Annotated in this window: 18 protein-coding genes; 8 read left to right on the forward strand and 10 right to left on the reverse strand. The window is 38.5% G+C overall.

The window, feature by feature from the left end; genetic code table 11:
• Positions 1-3: 3 nt before the first annotated feature.
• A complete protein-coding gene (locus HIPMA_RS06305; RefSeq protein ID WP_013682219.1) occupies positions 4-258 on the reverse strand; it encodes a DUF167 domain-containing protein in 255 nt (84 codons plus the stop codon).
• Positions 259-369: 111 nt separating this feature from the next.
• Between HIPMA_RS06305 and HIPMA_RS06310 the strand changes: the two genes are divergently transcribed.
• Entirely contained in the window at positions 370-786 is a 417-nt protein-coding gene (locus HIPMA_RS06310) for a hypothetical protein (RefSeq protein ID WP_013682220.1), read from the forward strand.
• A 45-nt stretch (positions 787-831) separates the two neighbouring features.
• A complete protein-coding gene (locus tag HIPMA_RS09215; protein ID WP_013682221.1) occupies positions 832-2,667 on the forward strand; it encodes an HD domain-containing phosphohydrolase in 1,836 nt (611 codons plus the stop codon).
• Here the strand turns inward: HIPMA_RS09215 and HIPMA_RS06320 are convergent.
• From HIPMA_RS06320 to HIPMA_RS06340, 5 genes are read right to left on the reverse strand one after another with little or no spacing between them, the layout of a single operon-like run.
• On the reverse strand, positions 2,656-2,949 hold the full coding sequence (locus HIPMA_RS06320; RefSeq protein WP_013682222.1) for a metal-sulfur cluster assembly factor: 294 nt from the start codon (positions 2,947-2,949) through the stop codon (positions 2,656-2,658). The genes HIPMA_RS09215 and HIPMA_RS06320 overlap by 12 nt on opposite strands.
• Positions 2,946-3,815: an ATP-binding protein gene (locus HIPMA_RS06325; protein WP_013682223.1), complete on the reverse strand. Its 870-nt coding sequence runs from the start codon at positions 3,813-3,815 to the stop codon at positions 2,946-2,948. Before HIPMA_RS06325 ends, HIPMA_RS06320 begins: the two co-directional genes overlap by 4 nt.
• A complete protein-coding gene (locus HIPMA_RS06330) occupies positions 3,812-4,648 on the reverse strand; it encodes a nucleotide-binding protein (RefSeq protein ID WP_013682224.1) in 837 nt (278 codons plus the stop codon). Before HIPMA_RS06330 ends, HIPMA_RS06325 begins: the two co-directional genes overlap by 4 nt.
• Before the next feature lie 12 nt (positions 4,649-4,660).
• Positions 4,661-4,990 carry a NifB/NifX family molybdenum-iron cluster-binding protein gene (locus HIPMA_RS06335; RefSeq protein WP_013682225.1) on the reverse strand — a complete coding sequence of 110 codons (330 nt, stop codon included), beginning with the start codon at positions 4,988-4,990 and terminating at the stop codon, positions 4,661-4,663.
• A gap of 54 nt (positions 4,991-5,044) precedes the next feature.
• On the reverse strand, positions 5,045-5,371 hold the full coding sequence (locus HIPMA_RS06340; RefSeq protein WP_013682226.1) for a DUF5320 domain-containing protein: 327 nt from the start codon (positions 5,369-5,371) through the stop codon (positions 5,045-5,047).
• A gap of 243 nt (positions 5,372-5,614) precedes the next feature.
• Between HIPMA_RS06340 and HIPMA_RS06345 the strand changes: the two genes are divergently transcribed.
• The 3 genes from HIPMA_RS06345 to HIPMA_RS06355 are packed head-to-tail and all read left to right on the forward strand — an operon-like array spanning position 5,615 to position 9,804.
• Entirely contained in the window at positions 5,615-8,020 is a 2,406-nt protein-coding gene (locus tag HIPMA_RS06345; protein ID WP_013682227.1) for a DNA polymerase I, read from the forward strand.
• Entirely contained in the window at positions 8,007-8,993 is a 987-nt protein-coding gene (gene hemE / locus HIPMA_RS06350) for a uroporphyrinogen decarboxylase (RefSeq protein ID WP_013682228.1), read from the forward strand. The genes HIPMA_RS06345 and hemE overlap by 14 nt, the downstream gene beginning before the upstream one ends.
• Positions 8,971-9,804, forward strand: a complete 834-nt coding sequence (locus HIPMA_RS06355; protein WP_013682229.1) for a ferrochelatase — start codon at positions 8,971-8,973, stop codon at positions 9,802-9,804. The genes hemE and HIPMA_RS06355 overlap by 23 nt, the downstream gene beginning before the upstream one ends.
• Here the strand turns inward: HIPMA_RS06355 and HIPMA_RS06360 are convergent.
• Genes HIPMA_RS06360 through acs form a run of 4 tightly spaced genes read right to left on the reverse strand, consistent with a single transcriptional unit; the run spans position 9,787 to position 13,775 of the window.
• Positions 9,787-10,260, reverse strand: coding sequence for a metal-dependent transcriptional regulator (locus HIPMA_RS06360; protein WP_013682230.1), 474 nt, complete (start codon positions 10,258-10,260; stop codon positions 9,787-9,789). The two genes, HIPMA_RS06355 and HIPMA_RS06360, sit on opposite strands and share 18 nt — an antisense overlap.
• Positions 10,261-10,313: 53 nt before the next feature.
• Entirely contained in the window at positions 10,314-11,489 is a 1,176-nt protein-coding gene (locus HIPMA_RS06365; RefSeq protein WP_013682231.1) for a DNA recombination protein RmuC, read from the reverse strand.
• Entirely contained in the window at positions 11,489-11,803 is a 315-nt protein-coding gene (locus tag HIPMA_RS06370) for an MTH1187 family thiamine-binding protein (protein ID WP_013682232.1), read from the reverse strand. Before HIPMA_RS06370 ends, HIPMA_RS06365 begins: the two co-directional genes overlap by 1 nt.
• Positions 11,804-11,819: 16 nt before the next feature.
• On the reverse strand, positions 11,820-13,775 hold the full coding sequence (gene acs / locus HIPMA_RS06375) for an acetate--CoA ligase (protein WP_013682233.1): 1,956 nt from the start codon (positions 13,773-13,775) through the stop codon (positions 11,820-11,822).
• Positions 13,776-13,940: 165 nt separating this feature from the next.
• On the opposite strand from acs, the gene HIPMA_RS06380 reads away from it, so the two are divergent.
• From HIPMA_RS06380 to HIPMA_RS06390, 3 genes are all read left to right on the forward strand, one after another.
• Complete coding sequence (locus tag HIPMA_RS06380; protein ID WP_013682234.1) at positions 13,941-14,804, forward strand: SDH family Clp fold serine proteinase; 864 nt, start codon at positions 13,941-13,943, stop codon at positions 14,802-14,804.
• Positions 14,805-14,857: 53 nt separating this feature from the next.
• Positions 14,858-16,843 carry a methyl-accepting chemotaxis protein gene (locus HIPMA_RS06385; RefSeq protein ID WP_013682235.1) on the forward strand — a complete coding sequence of 662 codons (1,986 nt, stop codon included), beginning with the start codon at positions 14,858-14,860 and terminating at the stop codon, positions 16,841-16,843.
• Positions 16,844-16,958: 115 nt separating this feature from the next.
• Complete coding sequence (locus HIPMA_RS06390) at positions 16,959-18,032, forward strand: BMP family ABC transporter substrate-binding protein (protein WP_013682236.1); 1,074 nt, start codon at positions 16,959-16,961, stop codon at positions 18,030-18,032.
• Positions 18,033-18,078: the final 46 nt, after the last annotated feature.

Consider the following 18,078-nt stretch of genomic DNA (forward strand, 5'->3'; position numbering starts at 1 on the left):
CGTCTATCCTCCTAATCTTAAGAGTATCTCATCATCGTCTAAGCAATCTATTCTCACAAGCTTACTTCTCGATTTCTCACCTTTCACGATCTCTATACAGCTTTTTGCAACCTTAAGCCTTTTTGCTAATTTATCAACCACAGCCTTATTAGCCTTGCCTTCAACAGGTTTTTCCTTAATTTTTAAGGTTAATACCCCTTTATCAAAATCGAACTGCTCGACCTTAGAGTTGGGTTTAACCTTGACCTCTAAAATCACTCCTCCCCCTCCAAAAAGCCTAAAAAAATTAGCACAATAGACCCCACAAAGTCAACTTTTTAAACCAAAATATAATTTGACCTTTTATTTTTTATTAGCAATAATTACAATATGAGTCCCAAAATTACCGAAAAAACTTACATAAGGGCTGTATATACAGTGCTCTTTTTAGTATTCATAATAATGAGCGGTGCGTTCCACTACATTGAAAGATATCAAAAAGATGCCATATACAACTTCGTTTATAATTATGAACTAAACAGACAGAAGAAGGAAATTAAGCTTGAAACCTATGCAGCTATATCTTTTATAGATAGTTATACAAAATCAACAATAAAAAGCACCTTCAGGAATTTAGCCTACGAGGCCCATCTGGAGAAAATAAGACTCAACCCACACACAAAAAACTTGATTAACTCCCTAAAATTAGACACAAATAAAAAAAGCGCACGGTTTGTTTTATTCTATGATAATGGTACATCAAGCGTGGATTTTTTAAACCTAAACAGGTGTAAACCCTACTCATAAAACCTAAATCTATCATTCAATGATATTCGATTATATACATGCTCTTTGAAGGAATTCAAAGAGGGTAGTTTCAATGAAACAATTCTATTGGCTCTAACACCAATAACAGACAGCATAAAACTAGGGGCATATAAAAATATGTTAGAAGTAGAAAACCAAATCATGGAATATACATTCCCTCAACTAAACAAATTTATACTTACCGACAAGAATCAGGATAGTTACTTTTTTGTGGTAAGGATGTTAAACCTCAATGGGGGCGATGCATTTGCCATGAATATATATAACAAATCCAAAGGCGTGAGCATAGGCAAACCCGTATCATCAAAAGGAACGGATGCAAAGGGTAATCCATACAGAGAAAAATATCTAAAGGCCTTAAGAGAAAAAGGAGAAACATACTCTACATACTGGTACCCATCACCTACAACAAGTAAACCCCGCCTGAAGATTTCCTTTAGAAAATATTACAAACCACTCCATTGGATGATTGGAACGGGTTTCTATGTGGATGCCATCAAACAGACAGCTACACTATTTACAAATAATCTATTTAAACGGATAAGATACTTTCAATTGCTACTGTTTTCACTCTACCTTCTAACGGTTGCATTAATACACATAATAAATAATCAATTTTCCTCAGTGACAAACAAAGACACAAATCTAATAACATCTGCCATACCCAAAATAGGCCTAAAAAAAGACCCCATAGAGATAAACAGAATCCACCTAAGTAAGCTAAAAACTATAGCGGAAAAGCTCAACAGTCTCTCTGCTACAATAATAGATAAAAGCGAACAGATAGAAAAAAACAGAATAGAGTTTATTAGAACCTTCGTTAAAGTATTAGAGGTAAGGGATTTCTACACAAAAGGACACTCAGAAAGAGTTGCCCTTTATGCCCAAAAAATCGCACAAATTTTAGGTTTATCAGAAAAAAAACAACAGGATATATACATTGCTGGCCTATTACATGATTTGGGAAAGGTGGCAATACCAGATAGCATACTACTAAAACCGGGTAAACTAAGTGAATACGAGTACAAGATTATGAAATACCACCCTGTATTTTCCTATGAACTCACAAAGGATGTTGAATTTTTTAAAGGCATATCCAAATTTATCAGACAGCACCACGAACGATGTGATGGAAGCGGATATCCAGACGGTTTAAAATGTGAAGAAATTACACTGGAAGGTAAGATTTTAGCAATAGCTGACGTGTTTGATGCCCTAACCACATCAAGACCTTACAGAAAAGCCTTTTCCTTAGAAGAAGCACTGAAAACAATGAAAGACATGCCCCTCGATACAAACATAATTGCGGTTATAGAAAACAAAATCAAGGATATTTACATAGAAGAAAAAAAGAATGAACTGCCATCGGATATGTTGTCAAGGGTAGAAAAAAGCAGAATAGACCTATTTGAGAAGGATGTTTTCAGTGGTATCCACAGAATTAAAAGCCTTATAAACTTTATAGATAAGCTCATAGATAATCAAATAGACTTCTATCTATTTATGGTAGATATAAAACATCTAAAAAAGATTAATTACCTATTCGGATACCAAAAAGGTAATGAGGTTATAAATAGAGTAGTCTCAACTATAAAAAACTTAAAATTTGCCTTGTATCCCAGCAGGGTTGGCTCAAACTATTTTGCCTTTGTATATACTAAATATGACGTAGTTAAAATAAACAAGGAACTCCTAAATGAATTAAAAAAGATCAAGATAAACAACACTGAAGTGGAATTTTTTACTACATTTATTCATTCAAAAGGTTTAAGAAACGGCGAGGAGGTAATCTACCTCGCCGAAATGCAGATAGAAAGTCTAAAATGCTCCTCGCTGAGAAAGAAAAACTCACCTGTCTAATGCCCTTAGAAACTCCTCAGCCTCTTTAGCCCATATAAAGTTTTCCACTTTAACATTTGCCTTCTTGACGCCGTCAACTGAAAGAATTGCCTTCTTTATGGCTATTGCAAGCTGCAAACCTACAGGACAGTTCTCAACTGTGGGTCTAAACTTTATGCTGGCAACCCCGTTTTGTTCATCCACTTTCAAATCATAGACAAGCTTTAGCTTTACAACATCTTCTCTCAATTCTGGGTCATAAACGCCTCTTAATTTCTCTAATATCTCATCCTTTATACTCATAGCTTCTCCATAACCTTTGAGTATATTTCATCAACAGTCCTTTTGACCGAATCGCAGGCCTCATAAGGTATCTGCAGATTAACTATGGCCTTGGGTACGCATTCATCAAATGGAATCCTGCCAAGAACATCCATACCCTCTTTTTCTGCAAATTTCTCTATCTGCCTGGTTTTTTCTTCATTCAGGTCATATTTGTTTACAACCACCCCGCTTTTTACTTTAAAAGAATCGCAGAGTTTTTTTACCCTTTCTAAATCATGCAAGCCGGCCGGCGTTGGTTCAGACACCACCACTACGTAATTAGCACCGGAGATAGTAGATATAACAGGGCAGCCAATACCAGGTGAACCATCTACTAAAATGTACGGTATGTTTTGTTCCTCACTTATCAGGTGAGCCCTGTGTTTAACCATAGTAACGAGGTTTCCAGAATTTTCAGCACCGGGATAGAGTTTTGCATGTACCATTAATCCAAATGGGGTTTCGGATTCGTACCATTCTCCTGAGTAAACCTCATTCATAGCAATGGCCTCAGTTGGGCATGCAACCTTACACAATTCGCAGGAATCGCACTTTAGCTCATCCACATAGTAATTGCCATCTGGATTTATGTGTATTGCATCAAATCTGCAAAGCCTCCTACATAAATCGCATTTAACGCATTTGTCAACATCTATTATGGCTTTAGGGTTTCCTTTGAAAAGCTCTTTATGTTTAAGCTTTGGATTGGTTAAGATATACATATTTGCAGCATCAGCATCAGCATCAACTATTATCTTATCCTTCATCACATAAGCTAAGCTTGAGGTTAGAGTTGTTTTACCCGTGCCACCCTTGCCACTAATTATAACAAGCTCCCTACTCATATCCTTTCCTCTATCTGCTTAATCACTTCTTTAAAATCGTTTTTGAATTTTTCAAACGGCAAAGCCCCGTTTGAATAACTCCTTGCTATATCTTTAGAAAACGGCAGTCTGTAGAGTATGGGAATAGTCTCCTCTTGAGCATAATCTTCAATAAGCCTATTATTCTTTTCATACTTATTCACAATGATTCCGAAATTTAGACCCATATCTCTAACAAGCTCAACAGATAGCTTTAAATCGCTTAATCCAAAGGGTGTGGGTTCTGCCACCAAGATAACGAAATCAACGCCATCTATAGTCTCAACAACAGTGCAAGATGTGCCTGGTGGTGAGTCTAAAACAACTGTTTTTGAATCATCCATGTAGTCCCGTTTCAATGTGGCAATAAGTTGGGTTGCACTGGCCTGACCTATATCCAAAAGTCCCATAACAAAGTCTATATGGCTAGCCTTTCCAGTCCTTATTTCACCTACCCGCTTCGGAACTTCAATCAAAGCCCCCTCAATGGGGCACACATAAGCACAGGCCCCACAAGAATGACATAACTCATCAAAGAACATTGTTTTTTTAAGGGGTTCACCCATAACTACCAAAGCCTTATAGGCACAAACCTCTGCACACTTACCACAAAATGTGCAGACATCTTCATTTATCTGGGGCACAAGCTCAGTATAAGGAATCTTTTTTTCTATCCTGGGTTTTAAAAAGAGGTGGCCATTTGGCTCTTCAGCATCGCAATCGATATACTGGGCATTATCCAAAGAATAGGCAAGCATAGTCGCAATGGTGGTTTTCCCTGTACCACCTTTTCCGCTTGTTACGGCTATTTTCATAACTATTCTCCTTTAGAATCTCTCAAGCTTACCCTCTTTAAGAAGCTCTATATTATCTTTAACCGTTCCTTGTTGGGCTTTATATAATTCTAAGTTGGCTGATCTCAGAATCTCCAACGCATTTGGGCCGTAGCTTCCAGATATAATGGCATTTATCCCCTTCTCAACACTGAACTGAGCAGTAGATACACCAACACCACCCTGATTGTTCAAAAATGGGTTTTTGATAGCTTCGAATTCACCGCTATCGGTATCATAGATTATAAAATACTCACCTCTTCCGTATCTCTCATCAATAGTGCTTTCCAATTTATCGCCTTTGGCTGTAATCATGATCTTCATATAATTCTACCTCCCAAAATAAATAAAAATAACCCCGCTGCATAAGCGCGGGGCTTAATCTTCTCCTTCAAGCTCTTTCAATCTCAACTTTAGCGCTTCTATAGAGCGGGTTAGAGAATCTATCTGGCTTTCTAAAAACTTCTTCTCATCATCCTTTGACGGGGCAGATGGTGCATGATAAAAATACGGTTCATAACCCCATCTTCCAAAGCCAAAGCCCCTGCCTCTTCCAAATCCTCTACCTCCGCCAAAACCTCTACCCCATCCAAATCCAGAGCTTCTAACCATGTAGCCGGGCACTGTGTTTCCTGAACAATAACCCAAACCTCTACCCGTTCTTGGACCTGCTCCAAAAGGACCTGTTCTGTCCCCCCATGGCATATCTATCACCTCCAACTCATTTTTTTACATTTTTTCATAATGGATTAATACACTTTTTATGGCAACTTTCAAGAGTTATTTTATCACTTATTGAACTTATGTTCAATTTTTTGGACTCAAAGCAACACACAAAACCAAAAACCATAAAAATCACGCCAAGCTCAAATTTTAACTTTACACCCATGCAACGTGAGCTATCACCTATAGTTGACTGTTCATCCCTTTTTATGTAAAGTTTCCTCTATGAATGAGAAGGTTTATCTAATCGACGGTAGTTCATTTTTGTATAGATTTTTCTTTGCCATTAGAGGTCTATCCTACAAAGGTATGCCTACCGGCACCATCTTTGGATTTGCAAAACTGCTTTTGGAGCTTGATGCTGCAAATCCAACCTACATAGCCATCTTTTTTGATACAAAGGCAAAAACATTCAGGGAAGATATACTTGAGAGTTATAAGAAAAACAGACCCAAAATGCCGGATGAGTTGAGCATTCAGATAGAGCCAACAAAACAGCTCATCAAGGCATTTGGCATTCCCATTATTGAACTTGACGGCTTCGAGGCAGATGACCTCATTGCAACCTATGCAGAGAAACTAAAAAACGACTTTGAGGTTATAATCATAGCATCGGATAAAGACCTATTTCAGCTTGTAAACAGTAATGTAAAGATATACGACCCAACCAAGAAGGTTTTTTACGACAGAGAGGGGGTATTTAAAAAGCTTGGTGTTTATCCCGAACAGGTTGCAGATTTTCTGGCTTTAGTGGGAGATAGTATCGACAACATACCCGGCGTAAAGTCCATCGGACCAAAAACAGCCGCAAGTTTATTGGCTCAATATAAAAACATAGAGGGTATATTGCAAAATTTAGACAATCTAAAGCCAAAAATTAAAGAAGCTATAGAAAAGGAAAAAGATAATTTAGAGCTTTACAGAAAATTAACCATAACAGATAAAAAAGCACCTATAAAAATAGAATTAGAGGCAATGAAAAAGAAAGAAAAAGACATAGATAAGATCCAGGAGTTATTCTTAAAATTTGGATTTAAATCGCTTCTTAAATCACTTCCAGTAAAACATAATACAGTTTCTATGAGCAAAAGCCATACAATCTTAATGGCATTAAACAAATCCGCCATACTAATAGAAAATAATCAAATAAAAAGAATAGAACCAGGATTTGTAAACACAGATATAGAGACCGTTTATGATTTTAAGGAATTACTCACACAAGGTTTTCAGTTTGAAAAATACCCATTCGACATAAAATTGGCCTCATATCTTGTAAACCCAGATTCAAAAGGCAATCCGAGGGTATGCTTTGAAAATATAAATGACGAGGCATTTGCAAAACTCATGAATCTATCTGAGGAAGAAGCAATTTTAGAATCCTACCCCTTTTTAAGAGAATATATAGAAGGAAATAACTTGAACTTCCTTCTAAGTCAGGTCGAGACACCCCTTTCTGAGGTGCTGGTATCGATGGAAAAGAGAGGAATAAAGATAGACTCAGAATATTTGACATCATTTGAAAATGAATTGGCAAACAAACTTTATGCTACAGAAAAACAAATACATGCATTGGCAGGTGAGGAGTTTAACATAAACTCCACAAAAGAACTTCAACGTATTCTTTTTGAAAAACTAGGCATAAAACCCATAAAAAAGACAAAAACGGGTTATTCCACAGACTCAGAGAGTCTGCAAATGTTGGCTCAAAAATACGAAATAGCCCAGCTAATTATCACCTACCGTGCAATTTCGAAGGTCATATCCACCTACATAAGACCATTTTTGGATAAGATGGACAAAAGCAACAGACTTCATACAACATTCAATCAGACACTAACATCTACAGGCCGGCTTTCATCTTCAAATCCAAACCTACAGAATCTACCTGCTGGGGATGATGAACTGCATTCTGGCATTAGAAAATCGGTGGTTGCACCTAAAGGATATAAACTTATCTGCTCAGATTACTCTCAAATAGAATTAAGGGTTTTGGCTCAAATGAGCAAGGATAAAACGCTTATTGAAATATTTAAAAACAACGAGGATATACACACACAAACAGCCGTTAAAATCTTCGGCGTTCATCCTTCAATGGTTGACCACCACTTACGTAGGATGGCAAAAACAATAAACTTCGGCATAATCTATGGGATGGGCTATGTATCCCTATCAAAAACTCTAAATATCAGCAAAGATAAGGCCAGACAGTTTATAGAAAAATACTTTGAGAGGTTCGCAGGCGTAAAATCATATATAGAAAATACTACGGAAAAAGCCACAAAGAATGGATTTGTGGAGACATACTTCGGCAGAAGGCGTTATTTTTTCAATATAAACTCAAACAACAAGCGGTTAGCTCAGTTCGAAAAAAGGGCTGCAGTCAATGCCACAATCCAGGGTACAGCCGCAGATATAATAAAGATAGCTATGGTTAAGCTGTATGAAAAACTAAAAAATTTAGATGCCCACATAGTCTTGCAGGTTCACGATGAGTTGCTTGTTGAGGCAAAAGAAGATATAGCCGAGAATGTGGCAGGTATAGTAAAGGACACAATGGAAAATGCCGTAAAGTTTGATATACCCATAAAAACCAATACAAAGATAGCGAATAACTGGTATGAAGCAAAGTGAACTGTTTTTAAAAACCCTTAAAGGCGAAAAGGCAGGCTATACACCTGTATGGTTTATGCGTCAGGCGGGAAGATTCCTAAAAAGCTATAGAAGAATCAGAGAAAAATATCCGCTACTTGAGATGTTTACGAACAAGGAATTGATTGTAGAAATTACACTCCTTCCTAAAAAATTAGGTGTAGATGCCCTCATCATCTTTAGCGACATACTCATACCCCTAAAACTCTTTGGGGCAAAGATAATTTATGAGGACGGCAAAAGTCCCTCGGTGATAATGGATAAAAGCAACATTCAATACCATGAAAACCTTGAGAATTTGAGTTTTCTATTCGAAGCCATAGGCGAGGTAAAAAGACATAAAAAGGATCTTGCCCTGTTGGGCTTTGCAGCCGCTCCATTTACGCTTTTATGTTATGTATTTGGTGGTGTTGAGTTTTTTAAACTTAGGGGATTAATGTATGAAAACCCCGATGGATTTAAAAAGCTAATGGATTTAACAACAAAAATGACTATAGACTATTTAAACATGCAACTCAACTCAGGCTGCGATGCGGTTCAGCTATTCGATAGCTGGGCTGGCCTATTGGATGAGAAAACCTATAGAGAGTTGGTTCTGCCATTCAATCAAAGGATAGCCAAAAGTATCAAGCCATCCATTTATTTTATTAAGAACTCACACCACTTAAACCACCTGCTGAACAAGATGGACTTTGATGGCTTTAGTATCGACTGGCGCAGCGACCTTGTTCAGGTCTATACCTCAACCAACAGATGTGTTCAGGGAAACTTAGACAACACTGTTCTTTTTGCCGATGAGGCAACAATAAAAACCAAAACAAAAGAAATACTCAAACAGACAGAAAAAATCCCCCACATATTCAACTTAGGCCACGGTGTTTTACCTCAAACGGATGAGGAAAAGATAAAGATGCTCGTTGACTTCATACACAATGAAACAGGCCGTTTTAGTTAATCTAGGTGGTATAGAAAAACCAACGGATATACCCGTATTTTTGTTTAGCATGTTCAATGATAAGCACATCATGCCACTAAAGCAGCCATTCAGGGCAATGGTGGCCTTTATCATAACCCTTCTAAGAGCAAAAAAAACCTATAACATACTAAAATTATCGCCATCCCCACTTGTAAGAATAACCAAAAGGCAGGCAGAGAAGCTATCTATAAAAACAAATAAGCATATAACTTATGGGTTTAGTTATTCAAAACCGTATTTTAACGATTGCGAGGGCACATTCATTGTTATGCAAAATTTCTATTCTCACACCACGCACGGCAAGGTTTTAGAATTAAAGAGGACAAAACCACCCTTGTGCATCCATAAAGGCTTCTTTGAGCTATTTGAGTCAAGGATAAACAACGCCTTAAAGAACCACCCCAATGCTGCTATACTTTTAAGTGCTCATTCGTTGCCGTTAAAACTGCTAAAAAAAACAAACGATCCATACAGAAACGACTTAGAGGTTTTTAGATTGGCGTTAAGCAGGATTTTAAAAAAGCCAATCTATCTATCCTTTCAGTCAAGGTTGGGGCCAATAGAATGGCTAAAACCAGAAACGGAAAAAGAGATAAAAAGGCTTTCAAAACATTACACAGAACTAATTATCTTACCTGTTAGTTTTACAACCGACAATACAGAAACAATTGTCGAGATAGACAGGGCTTATACAAAGATTGCTAAGGATTGTGGTTTTAGGTGGATAAAAAGGGTAAATTGTTTCAATGATGATGGTGATTTTATTGAGTTTTTAGCCTCCATCCTCTAACTTGTCACACTCTTTTTTACCCGTTTTTAGGTAAAGCTTAAATTTCTTAAGCCAACCCGGCTCACCATCTGGTGAGAGCCTTAAAAAGTTCAGAAATTTAACCACCCTATCGACCGTTTCTGGATGCAGATAGTGCTCTATGGCACAGGCATCTTGAGAAGATATAGTGCTGTCAACCTGCAACACATCACTCAAAAACTCCTTTAAGATCCTATGTCTTTCGTCGAGTTTCTTGCCTATCTTTTCACCCAACGGTGTTAATTCTATATATCCGTATGTTTCGTGTATCACAAGATTCTTTGCTTCAAGCTGTTTTACGGCATTAACAACAGAGGGCATTTTAACATCAAGGCTCTTTGCGATATCTTTTATCCTAACAACCTTATTGCTTTTAGTAATCTCATATATGGTTTTTAAATAATCCTCTGTTGAGGGTGTAAGCTTTACATCTTCCATATATCAATAATAATGAAAAAAGTCCAAGCCGTCAATGGAACAATTGTTCAAAATCACTCCAAAGCCTCCGATGATTCAAACTCAACCCTTTCTATGCGTTTAAAATCATCGGATATCTTTTGGGTAGTTATGTGAACATCCTTGGCATCCCTACTGAGTCTATCTATGTCTTTTATGAGCTTTTCCCATCTCTCTTTGTATCTTTCAAAATTCTTTGAGAGTCTTGCAAGCTCCTGCTGAATCTTTAAAGCCTGCTGTCTGGTCTTAACATCCTTAACAACTGCCTGAACAGTTGCAAGCAAAGCCATAAGGGTCGTTGGGGAAGCTATCCAAATCTTTTTTTGTCTTGCATAAGCTATAATATCTGCATGATGGGCGTTGACCTCGGCAAATATGGCCTCAGATGGCAAAAACATCACAGCCATATCAGCTGTTGTTGGAGGGCAAATGTACTTATCCGCTATATCATCTATGTGTTTTTTTAGATTTTGTTTAAATTGGCTTGTAAATCTTGCCTTGTCGGTCTCTTCTGCTTCAATCATTTTAACATAGTTCTCAAGGGGAAATTTTGAGTCCACAGCCAACAACCCCATCTCAGGGGCCTTTATAACGGCATCGGCCATAACCCTTTTGCCACTATTCTCAAAACTGTATTGGGTTTGATAAAGTTCCCCTTCCTGACCGAATACAGACTTTAGTATCGTCTCAAGCCGCACCTCACCAAACACACCTCTTTTCTTCTTATCATCCAAAATCTCTTGCAAAGACACCACATCTTTGGATAATTCCTCAATCTTACGCTGGGCCTCAGATATCCTTGCAATACCCTCTACTATATCTCTAAATGTCTTATCCACATTATCAAATCCAGACTTAAGTCTTTGATCAACCCTATCACTCAGTTGCATCAGTTTATCATTCACAGTCTCCATAAAATTTTTCAACTCATCCCTGTTTTTGAAGTTTTCAGCCTCTATGGTTGAATTTATATCCCTAAACTTCGTGTATAACTCTTCTTTTAATGTATCATTTAATTTCAGAGTTGTCTGATTGAGCTTTTCAAACAGTTCGGAATTCTTCTCTATCTGTTTTTGATTCTCAGTGGATATCCTGAGCAGCTCATCCTTTAGTTCATCCCTTATAAGCCTAAACTGCTTTGTCTGACTAAACGCCAAAAACAGAACCGCACTACCAACAAGTAGTGCGGCAACAATATAATAGACCTCCATTACTTTTTAACCTCTTTGCCCAATTTGGACTCAATCGATGTAATTTTCTGCGTTAGTCTGTTAGAGCGATTCTTCCTTATGTCAAATTTAACGGTTGAGTAGATCCTATTGCAATCAGGCTCAAGCACACTGTAAGCTTTGTTTATAAGCCCAAGAGCCTCTTCCATTGTATCTGTCTCAAACACCGTTCCCATGGGTGTAAGTTTATATTCAAAGCCACTCTCATCAATAACTTTAATAACTCTTGAAACATATGAACTCACACTTTCGCCTTTATCCGTTGGAAACATGGCAAACTCAACCAAAACAGACATCTAACCCCTCCGATTTTTAAGGATTCCTCTCTTTCAATGCTTTTTTGATTTTATCTATTACGCTTACATCTTCAAGAGTAGAAACATCTTGAGTAATCTCTTTATCTGAGGCAATTGCTTTAAGTACTCTTCTTACAATCTTGCCAGAGCGAGTCTTGGGTAGGGAATCCACAAAAACCACCTCGGATGGTTTTGCTATTGGAGAAACAGTTTCGCTTACATACTCTCTGAGTTTTCTAACTATCTCATCGTGCCTTGTTCTGTCAACACCTTCTTTAGGAACAACAAAGGCTACAACCTCCTCTCCCGTAATCTCATCCGGTCTTCCAACAACGGCTGCCTCTGCCACATATTTGCAGTTCGTGAGGGCGTTTTCAATCTCAGCACAACCTATTCTGTGTGCAGATACATTAACAACATCGTCTGCCCTTCCTTCCATCCAGAAATAACCATCCTCATCCTTGGATGCCAGATCGCCTGTGTAATAATACTTACCACCAAACCTATCCCAATACAGTCTTTTATAACCCTCCTCATCGTTCCACAATGTTCTTACCATAGATGGCCACGGTTTTTTAAGAACAAGATGGCCTGTCTTTGTTGGCTCTTCTATAATATTACCATCATCATCCACAATGTCTGGAAATATACCAGGTACCGGTATACCAACACTACCGGGTTTCTGAGGTGCAACAGGCAATGATGATATCATATGACCTGCGGTTTCTGTTTGACCATATGCATCAATCACAGGACATCTCTTGCCACCGACCTTCTCCCAGTACCACAGCCAAGCAGCCTCATTAAGCCTTTCGCCTCCTGTAGTTAAAAGCCTTAAAGATGAAAGATCGTATTTTTTAAGCCATTCATCACCATGCCTCATAAGAGCCCTTATAGCTGTTGGTGCTGTGTACATAACGTTGATTTTGTACTTTTCAACCAGATACCACCATTGAGCGGGACTTGGATATAAAGGCATACCCTCATAGATGAATGTCGTTGACCCTATAGATAAAGGCCCATACAAGGTGTAAGAATGTCCCGAAATCCAACCAATATTGGCCGTTGACCAAAATGTATCCTCTTCTTTTAGATCAAACACCCAACGAGCCGTTAGAATTCTCCACAGTAGATAACCCCCCGTTGAGTGAACTACTCCCTTAGGTTTTGATGTAGAACCGGAGGTGTATATTAAAAATAACGGATCCTCTGCATCCATTGGCTCTGGCTCACAGTAGGGTTTGGCATAATCTGGATCACTCATTAAATCACCCCACCAAAAATCCCTCAACGTCTTCATAGGCACATCTCTATCCGCATGGCGAACTACTACAACATACTTTATAAACTTGACCTTTTCTATTGCTTTATCTACATTCTCCTTAAGCGGTATAGTTTTTCCACCCCTAAATCCACCATCTGCAGTTATAACTATTGAACTCTTTGCATCGAGTATCCTCTCTCTCAGTGCAAAAGAACTCATACCAGCAAAAACCACCGAATGTATTGCTCCAATTTTGGCACAGGCAAGCATAGCTATTGGCAATTCAGGTATCATGGGCATATATATAACAACAACATCGCCCTTTTTGACACCCAAGGTCTTCAAAACATTGGCAAACTTATTTATTTGGTATTGAAGTTCTCTATAAGTGAGTATCCTGCTCTCTCCCTGCTCGCTTTCCCAGATAATGGCAGCCCTGTTCTTCTTTCTGGTTGTAACATGCCTATCCACGCAGTTATAACACATATTGAGTTTGCCACCTGTAAAGAACTTATAAAACGGTGCATTTGAATCATCAAAGACCTTTTTATACGGTTCAAACCAGCTTATCTCTTTCTTTGCAAAGTAATCCCAGAATCCTTCAAAATCTTTTGAAGCCCATTCTCTTAATCTTTTATATTCCTCCTGTGTAAGATTGGCTTTTTCCAAAAAGTCCTTAGGCACCTCTACCTTTCTGTTTTCAGCCATTGCTTTCTCCCCCTTATATAACTATATTTTAACTTTGTTATTTTAACATAGGCTTTTATTCAACGTCAAGTTAAGAGTAAGTTAACTTCAATTTAGATTAACCTTGATTTAAAGAATTTTTTATTTATAATTTTTATAAATTTATTCCCTTAGGAGGTTTTATCCATGCATTTGATTGACACACTTATAGGCCAACTATTTTGGATAGTATTCTTTATTATGCTCTTCTATCCATATTTCAAATCCCAATCGTTGGAGGGTAACAGAATAAAACTCATCAGGGATCTGGAAAAGAAAAATACATCACGCGTTATAACTCTAATTCACAGACAGGAAACAAAATCGCTCTTTGGTTTTTTTTCCATGAAGTTTTTGGATATTGAAGATTCAGAAGCTATCCTGAGGGCTATCAGAATGACACCTGAGGATATGCCTATAGATATGATCATACACACACCCGGCGGTGTTGCATTAGCTGCCACTCAGATTGCACATGCTTTGGCGGACAGAAAAGCTAAAGTCAAGGTCATTATTCCACATTACGCCATGTCTGGTGGAACATTAATAGCACTGGCCGCGGATGAAATAATAATGGATAATTATGCCGTGCTGGGACCTGTAGACCCACAACTTGGCAATGAACCTGCAGCAAGTATAGTAAAAATAAAAGAACTCAAAGATGCAAAAGATATAAGTGATGAAACGCTTGTAAAAATAGACATAAGCCAGAAAGCACTAAATCAAATGCATAACACAGTCAAGTCGTTGCTATTGAAAAAGGGATATAATGAAGAATCAGCCAACAGAATAGCAAGTGAGCTATCAAGCGGTAAATGGACGCACGATTACCCCATAACCGTCGAGCAGGCAAAGAAGTTGGGATTAAAGATCTCAACCGATGTTCCAAAAGAGGTCTATGCCTTGATGGAATTGTATCCACAGCCAACAGCCACACAATCTGTTAATTACATACCTTTGCCATACAACAGACCTGGTGATACACACAGCCATACAAAAAAGGATACTTGACTTTCATAAAAAAGGATTATTATTGAAAAAATATTTAAGTCTGGGAGGTAGACATGAAAAATACCACACTTAAAACTAAACTCTCCATAGTCATCGTGATAACATCTTTGGCTTTGCTGTTTTTTGCCGGTTCTTCTGTGGTGTTAAAGTTTAAGGCATATTCCAATCTTTCAAAGTCAGCATCATTGGTGAAACTATCGGTAAAGATCGGCAGTTTGGTTCACGAATTACAAAAGGAGAGGGGGGCAAGCGCAGGATTTATTGGTGCAAAGGGCAACAAGTTCAGGGAGATATTATCTAACCAACGCATACAAACAAACCAAAAGCTAAAAGACCTGCTTAGCATGGCAAAACATGTAAACATAGACAAAAACCCCCGCTTTGCTAAATACTTCAAGGCCGCGATGAGCGAGCTAAACGGCTTATCCTCAATGAGAAGAAGGGTGGATAGTCTCTCCATAGGCGTAAAGCAGGAGGTTGCATATTACACGCAGATCAATGCTAACCTATTAAACGCCGTTGGTGCTATAGGATTTGCAACCAAAGACCCCTTCATATCCAAAGAGCTAAACGCATACACAAATTTTCTTCTATCAAAAGAGAGAGCTGGTATAGAAAGAGCCGTTTTATCGAACACATTTGCACAGAACCACTTTGGTCCTGGCATGTATGAAAAGTTTATAACACTTATAGCTGAGCAGAACGCATATATGCACTCATTCGAGATATCGGCAAACGACAAATTCCTAAGCTATTACAAAACCCATTTCAATGGATCCAGCATCGAAGATGTCAATAAGATGAGGCAGATTGCCATAAGCCACTTTGGTAAAGGTAATTTTGGTATTGACCCTGAATACTGGTTTAAAACCATAACAAAGAAGATAAACATATTAAAAAACATTGAGGACTTCATGGAAAAGACGATCGTAAAAGACCTAAAGCATAGGATATCCTCTGCTTTGTATGGTTTGACAGTATATCTAATAACACTGGGCTTGGGTATTATGGCTATAGCAATGCTTGTATTTGCAATCTTTAAGTATGTCCTTGCAAACATAAGGAAATTAACAGAACAGGCAAAAGAACTTGCAAGTGGACAGGGAGACCTAACGCAAAGAATCAATGTCGAATCCCATGACGAACTTGGAGAGCTGGGCGAGTGGTTCAACAAGTTTGTAGAAAAAACGCAGATGATGATAAGGGATATAAAGTCCAGCGTGGGTCAGCTTGGAACCCACTCAAGCCAACTGCAGGCATCTGCTAACAACATGTCAACCCTGATAGAAGAAACATCGAGGAATACAGAGGAGATCGCAACAGCCATGAACGATACAACAGAAGCGGTAAACGGCATAGCCCAAGCAACAGAAAACATAAATAGCCTTGCAACCGAGGTTGGCGAGGTCAATGCGAAGATGATCGAGAACATCCAGGATAGGGTTGACAGGATGAGAAAAAACGCCCTGCTGGCAAAAGAGGCGATGGAGCAGATCAACACCGTTGGTGAGTCTTCAAAAGAGATCGGCCAAATCATAGCTGTGATTAACGAGATAGCAGACCAAACAAACCTGCTTGCCTTAAATGCTGCTATTGAGGCAGCAAGAGCTGGCGAGGCTGGTCGTGGTTTTGCTGTTGTTGCTGATGAGGTTAGGAAGTTAGCCGAAAGAACACAAAGGGCAACCGAAGAAATAAGGAACATGATAGACAAGATACAAAACGACACCAATGCAGCTGTTGAAAAAACGCGCCAGGCAAATGAGATGATCCTCGAAGAGGAAAAGAAAGCGCAAGAGGATAAACAGGATGTTGAAGAGGTTGTCGAAAAAACAAACAGGGTTATAGAGGAGATAAACTCAACAAGCGCCGCAACAGAGGAGCTCTCCAGCACATTCTCAGAGATGGATATGCAGATAAAGGATATAGCCGAAGCAGCCAAAGAAAACATCCATGTGGTTGAAGAAGTATCAAAAGCCTCAGAACAACTAAATCAAATAGCTATAAATGTGGACAATCTCATCAACAAATTCAAAGTTTAATTTCTCAGGGCGGCAGAGACCGCCCTTTTTTGTTTTGAATTCAAATATAAAAATTTTGTTGACCCTCAAGCTTTATCTTGATAAAAATCACTCAAACATTAGGGGAGGTTGGTTTATGAGAAGGTTATTGGTTTTTTTGGTTTTAATCCTAAGTGTTCTTGGTTTTGGTCTTAGCTCTCAGGCAAAGCAGGATAAAATCAAGGCAGCTTTTCTCTATGTAGGCCCGCACAACGATGGTGGCTGGAGTCAGGCACACGATGAAGGCAGGATGTATCTCCAGAAGCATCTGCCTTATGTAATCACATCGTACAGCGAGAGCGTCCCGGAGGGTGCAGCATGTGAGAAGATCATAAGGGATTACATTCACAAGGGCTATAAGGTAATCTTCGGAACGAGCTTTGGTTTTATGGACTCCATGTATAATGTTGCAAAGGATTATCCAGATGTGATATTTGAGCACTGCTCTGGTTACAAAACAAGAAAAAACATGGGAACATACTTCGGAAGAATGTATCAGGTTGATTATCTGGCTGGCCTTGTTGCTGGTATGATGACAAAGACAAATTACATAGGCTTTGTTGCACCCTTCCCTATTCCTGAGGTTGTCAGAGAGATAGACTCATTCACTATTGGTGTAAGAGAGGTTAATCCAAAAGCAGAAGTTCATGTAATCTGGACAAATTCCTGGTTTAACCCAGTAAAAGAAAGAAGTGCTGCTGAAACATTTATAGCAAACAAGGCCGATATAATCGTCAGTGGCTGTGACTCTCCAGCATCTATTGAGGCAGCAAAAGCAGCTGGCATACACGCAATAGCCTACGATAGAGATATACATGACAAATTCCCAAAAACCATATTAACCTCAAGAGCATGGAACTGGGGTGTTTTCTATGTTAAGGTACTAAAAGAGATTAAAAATGGCACATGGAAATCAAATCAATATTGGGGAGGTCTTGAAACGGGTATAGTAAAACTGGGTAAATTTGGTGATGATGTTCCAGAGAAGGTAAAAAAATATGTTCTAAAGAGAGCTGAACAAATAAAAGAAGGTAAATTCAAGGTATTTTCAGGTCCAATTTATAACCAACAAGGAAAACTTATGGTTAAAGAGGGTCAAGAGTTACCAGATAAGGATAAATTATCTCTTCAATGGTTTGTAAAAGGCGTTATTGGAAGTATTCCCCATTAATAATAAAATCAAAGCAAGGATTGGGCTCATTTCGAGTCCAATCCCT

The organism is Hippea maritima DSM 10411, from assembly GCF_000194135.1.
Lineage (GTDB): Bacteria > Campylobacterota_A > Desulfurellia > Desulfurellales > Hippeaceae > Hippea > Hippea maritima.

Bases quoted from the DNA above. Each gene is read 5' to 3' on its own strand.
- HIPMA_RS06310 (WP_013682220.1), top strand. From the start codon at position 370: ATGAGTCCCAAAATTACCGAAAAAACTTACATAAGGGCTGTATATACA.
- HIPMA_RS06320 (WP_013682222.1), bottom strand. From the start codon at position 2,949: ATGAGTATAAAGGATGAGATATTAGAGAAATTAAGAGGCGTTTATGAC.
- HIPMA_RS06325 (WP_013682223.1), bottom strand. From the start codon at position 3,815: ATGAGTAGGGAGCTTGTTATAATTAGTGGCAAGGGTGGCACGGGTAAA.
- HIPMA_RS06330 (WP_013682224.1), bottom strand. From the start codon at position 4,648: ATGAAAATAGCCGTAACAAGCGGAAAAGGTGGTACAGGGAAAACCACC.
- HIPMA_RS06335 (WP_013682225.1), bottom strand. From the start codon at position 4,990: ATGAAGATCATGATTACAGCCAAAGGCGATAAATTGGAAAGCACTATT.
- HIPMA_RS06340 (WP_013682226.1), bottom strand. From the start codon at position 5,371: ATGCCATGGGGGGACAGAACAGGTCCTTTTGGAGCAGGTCCAAGAACG.
- HIPMA_RS06345 (WP_013682227.1), top strand. From the start codon at position 5,615: ATGAATGAGAAGGTTTATCTAATCGACGGTAGTTCATTTTTGTATAGA.
- hemE (WP_013682228.1), top strand. From the start codon at position 8,007: ATGAAGCAAAGTGAACTGTTTTTAAAAACCCTTAAAGGCGAAAAGGCA.
- HIPMA_RS06355 (WP_013682229.1), top strand. From the start codon at position 8,971: ATGAAACAGGCCGTTTTAGTTAATCTAGGTGGTATAGAAAAACCAACG.
- HIPMA_RS06360 (WP_013682230.1), bottom strand. From the start codon at position 10,260: ATGGAAGATGTAAAGCTTACACCCTCAACAGAGGATTATTTAAAAACC.
- HIPMA_RS06365 (WP_013682231.1), bottom strand. From the start codon at position 11,489: ATGGAGGTCTATTATATTGTTGCCGCACTACTTGTTGGTAGTGCGGTT.
- HIPMA_RS06370 (WP_013682232.1), bottom strand. From the start codon at position 11,803: ATGTCTGTTTTGGTTGAGTTTGCCATGTTTCCAACGGATAAAGGCGAA.
- acs (WP_013682233.1), bottom strand. From the start codon at position 13,775: ATGGCTGAAAACAGAAAGGTAGAGGTGCCTAAGGACTTTTTGGAAAAA.
- HIPMA_RS06380 (WP_013682234.1), top strand. From the start codon at position 13,941: ATGCATTTGATTGACACACTTATAGGCCAACTATTTTGGATAGTATTC.
- HIPMA_RS06385 (WP_013682235.1), top strand. From the start codon at position 14,858: ATGAAAAATACCACACTTAAAACTAAACTCTCCATAGTCATCGTGATA.
- HIPMA_RS06390 (WP_013682236.1), top strand. From the start codon at position 16,959: ATGAGAAGGTTATTGGTTTTTTTGGTTTTAATCCTAAGTGTTCTTGGT.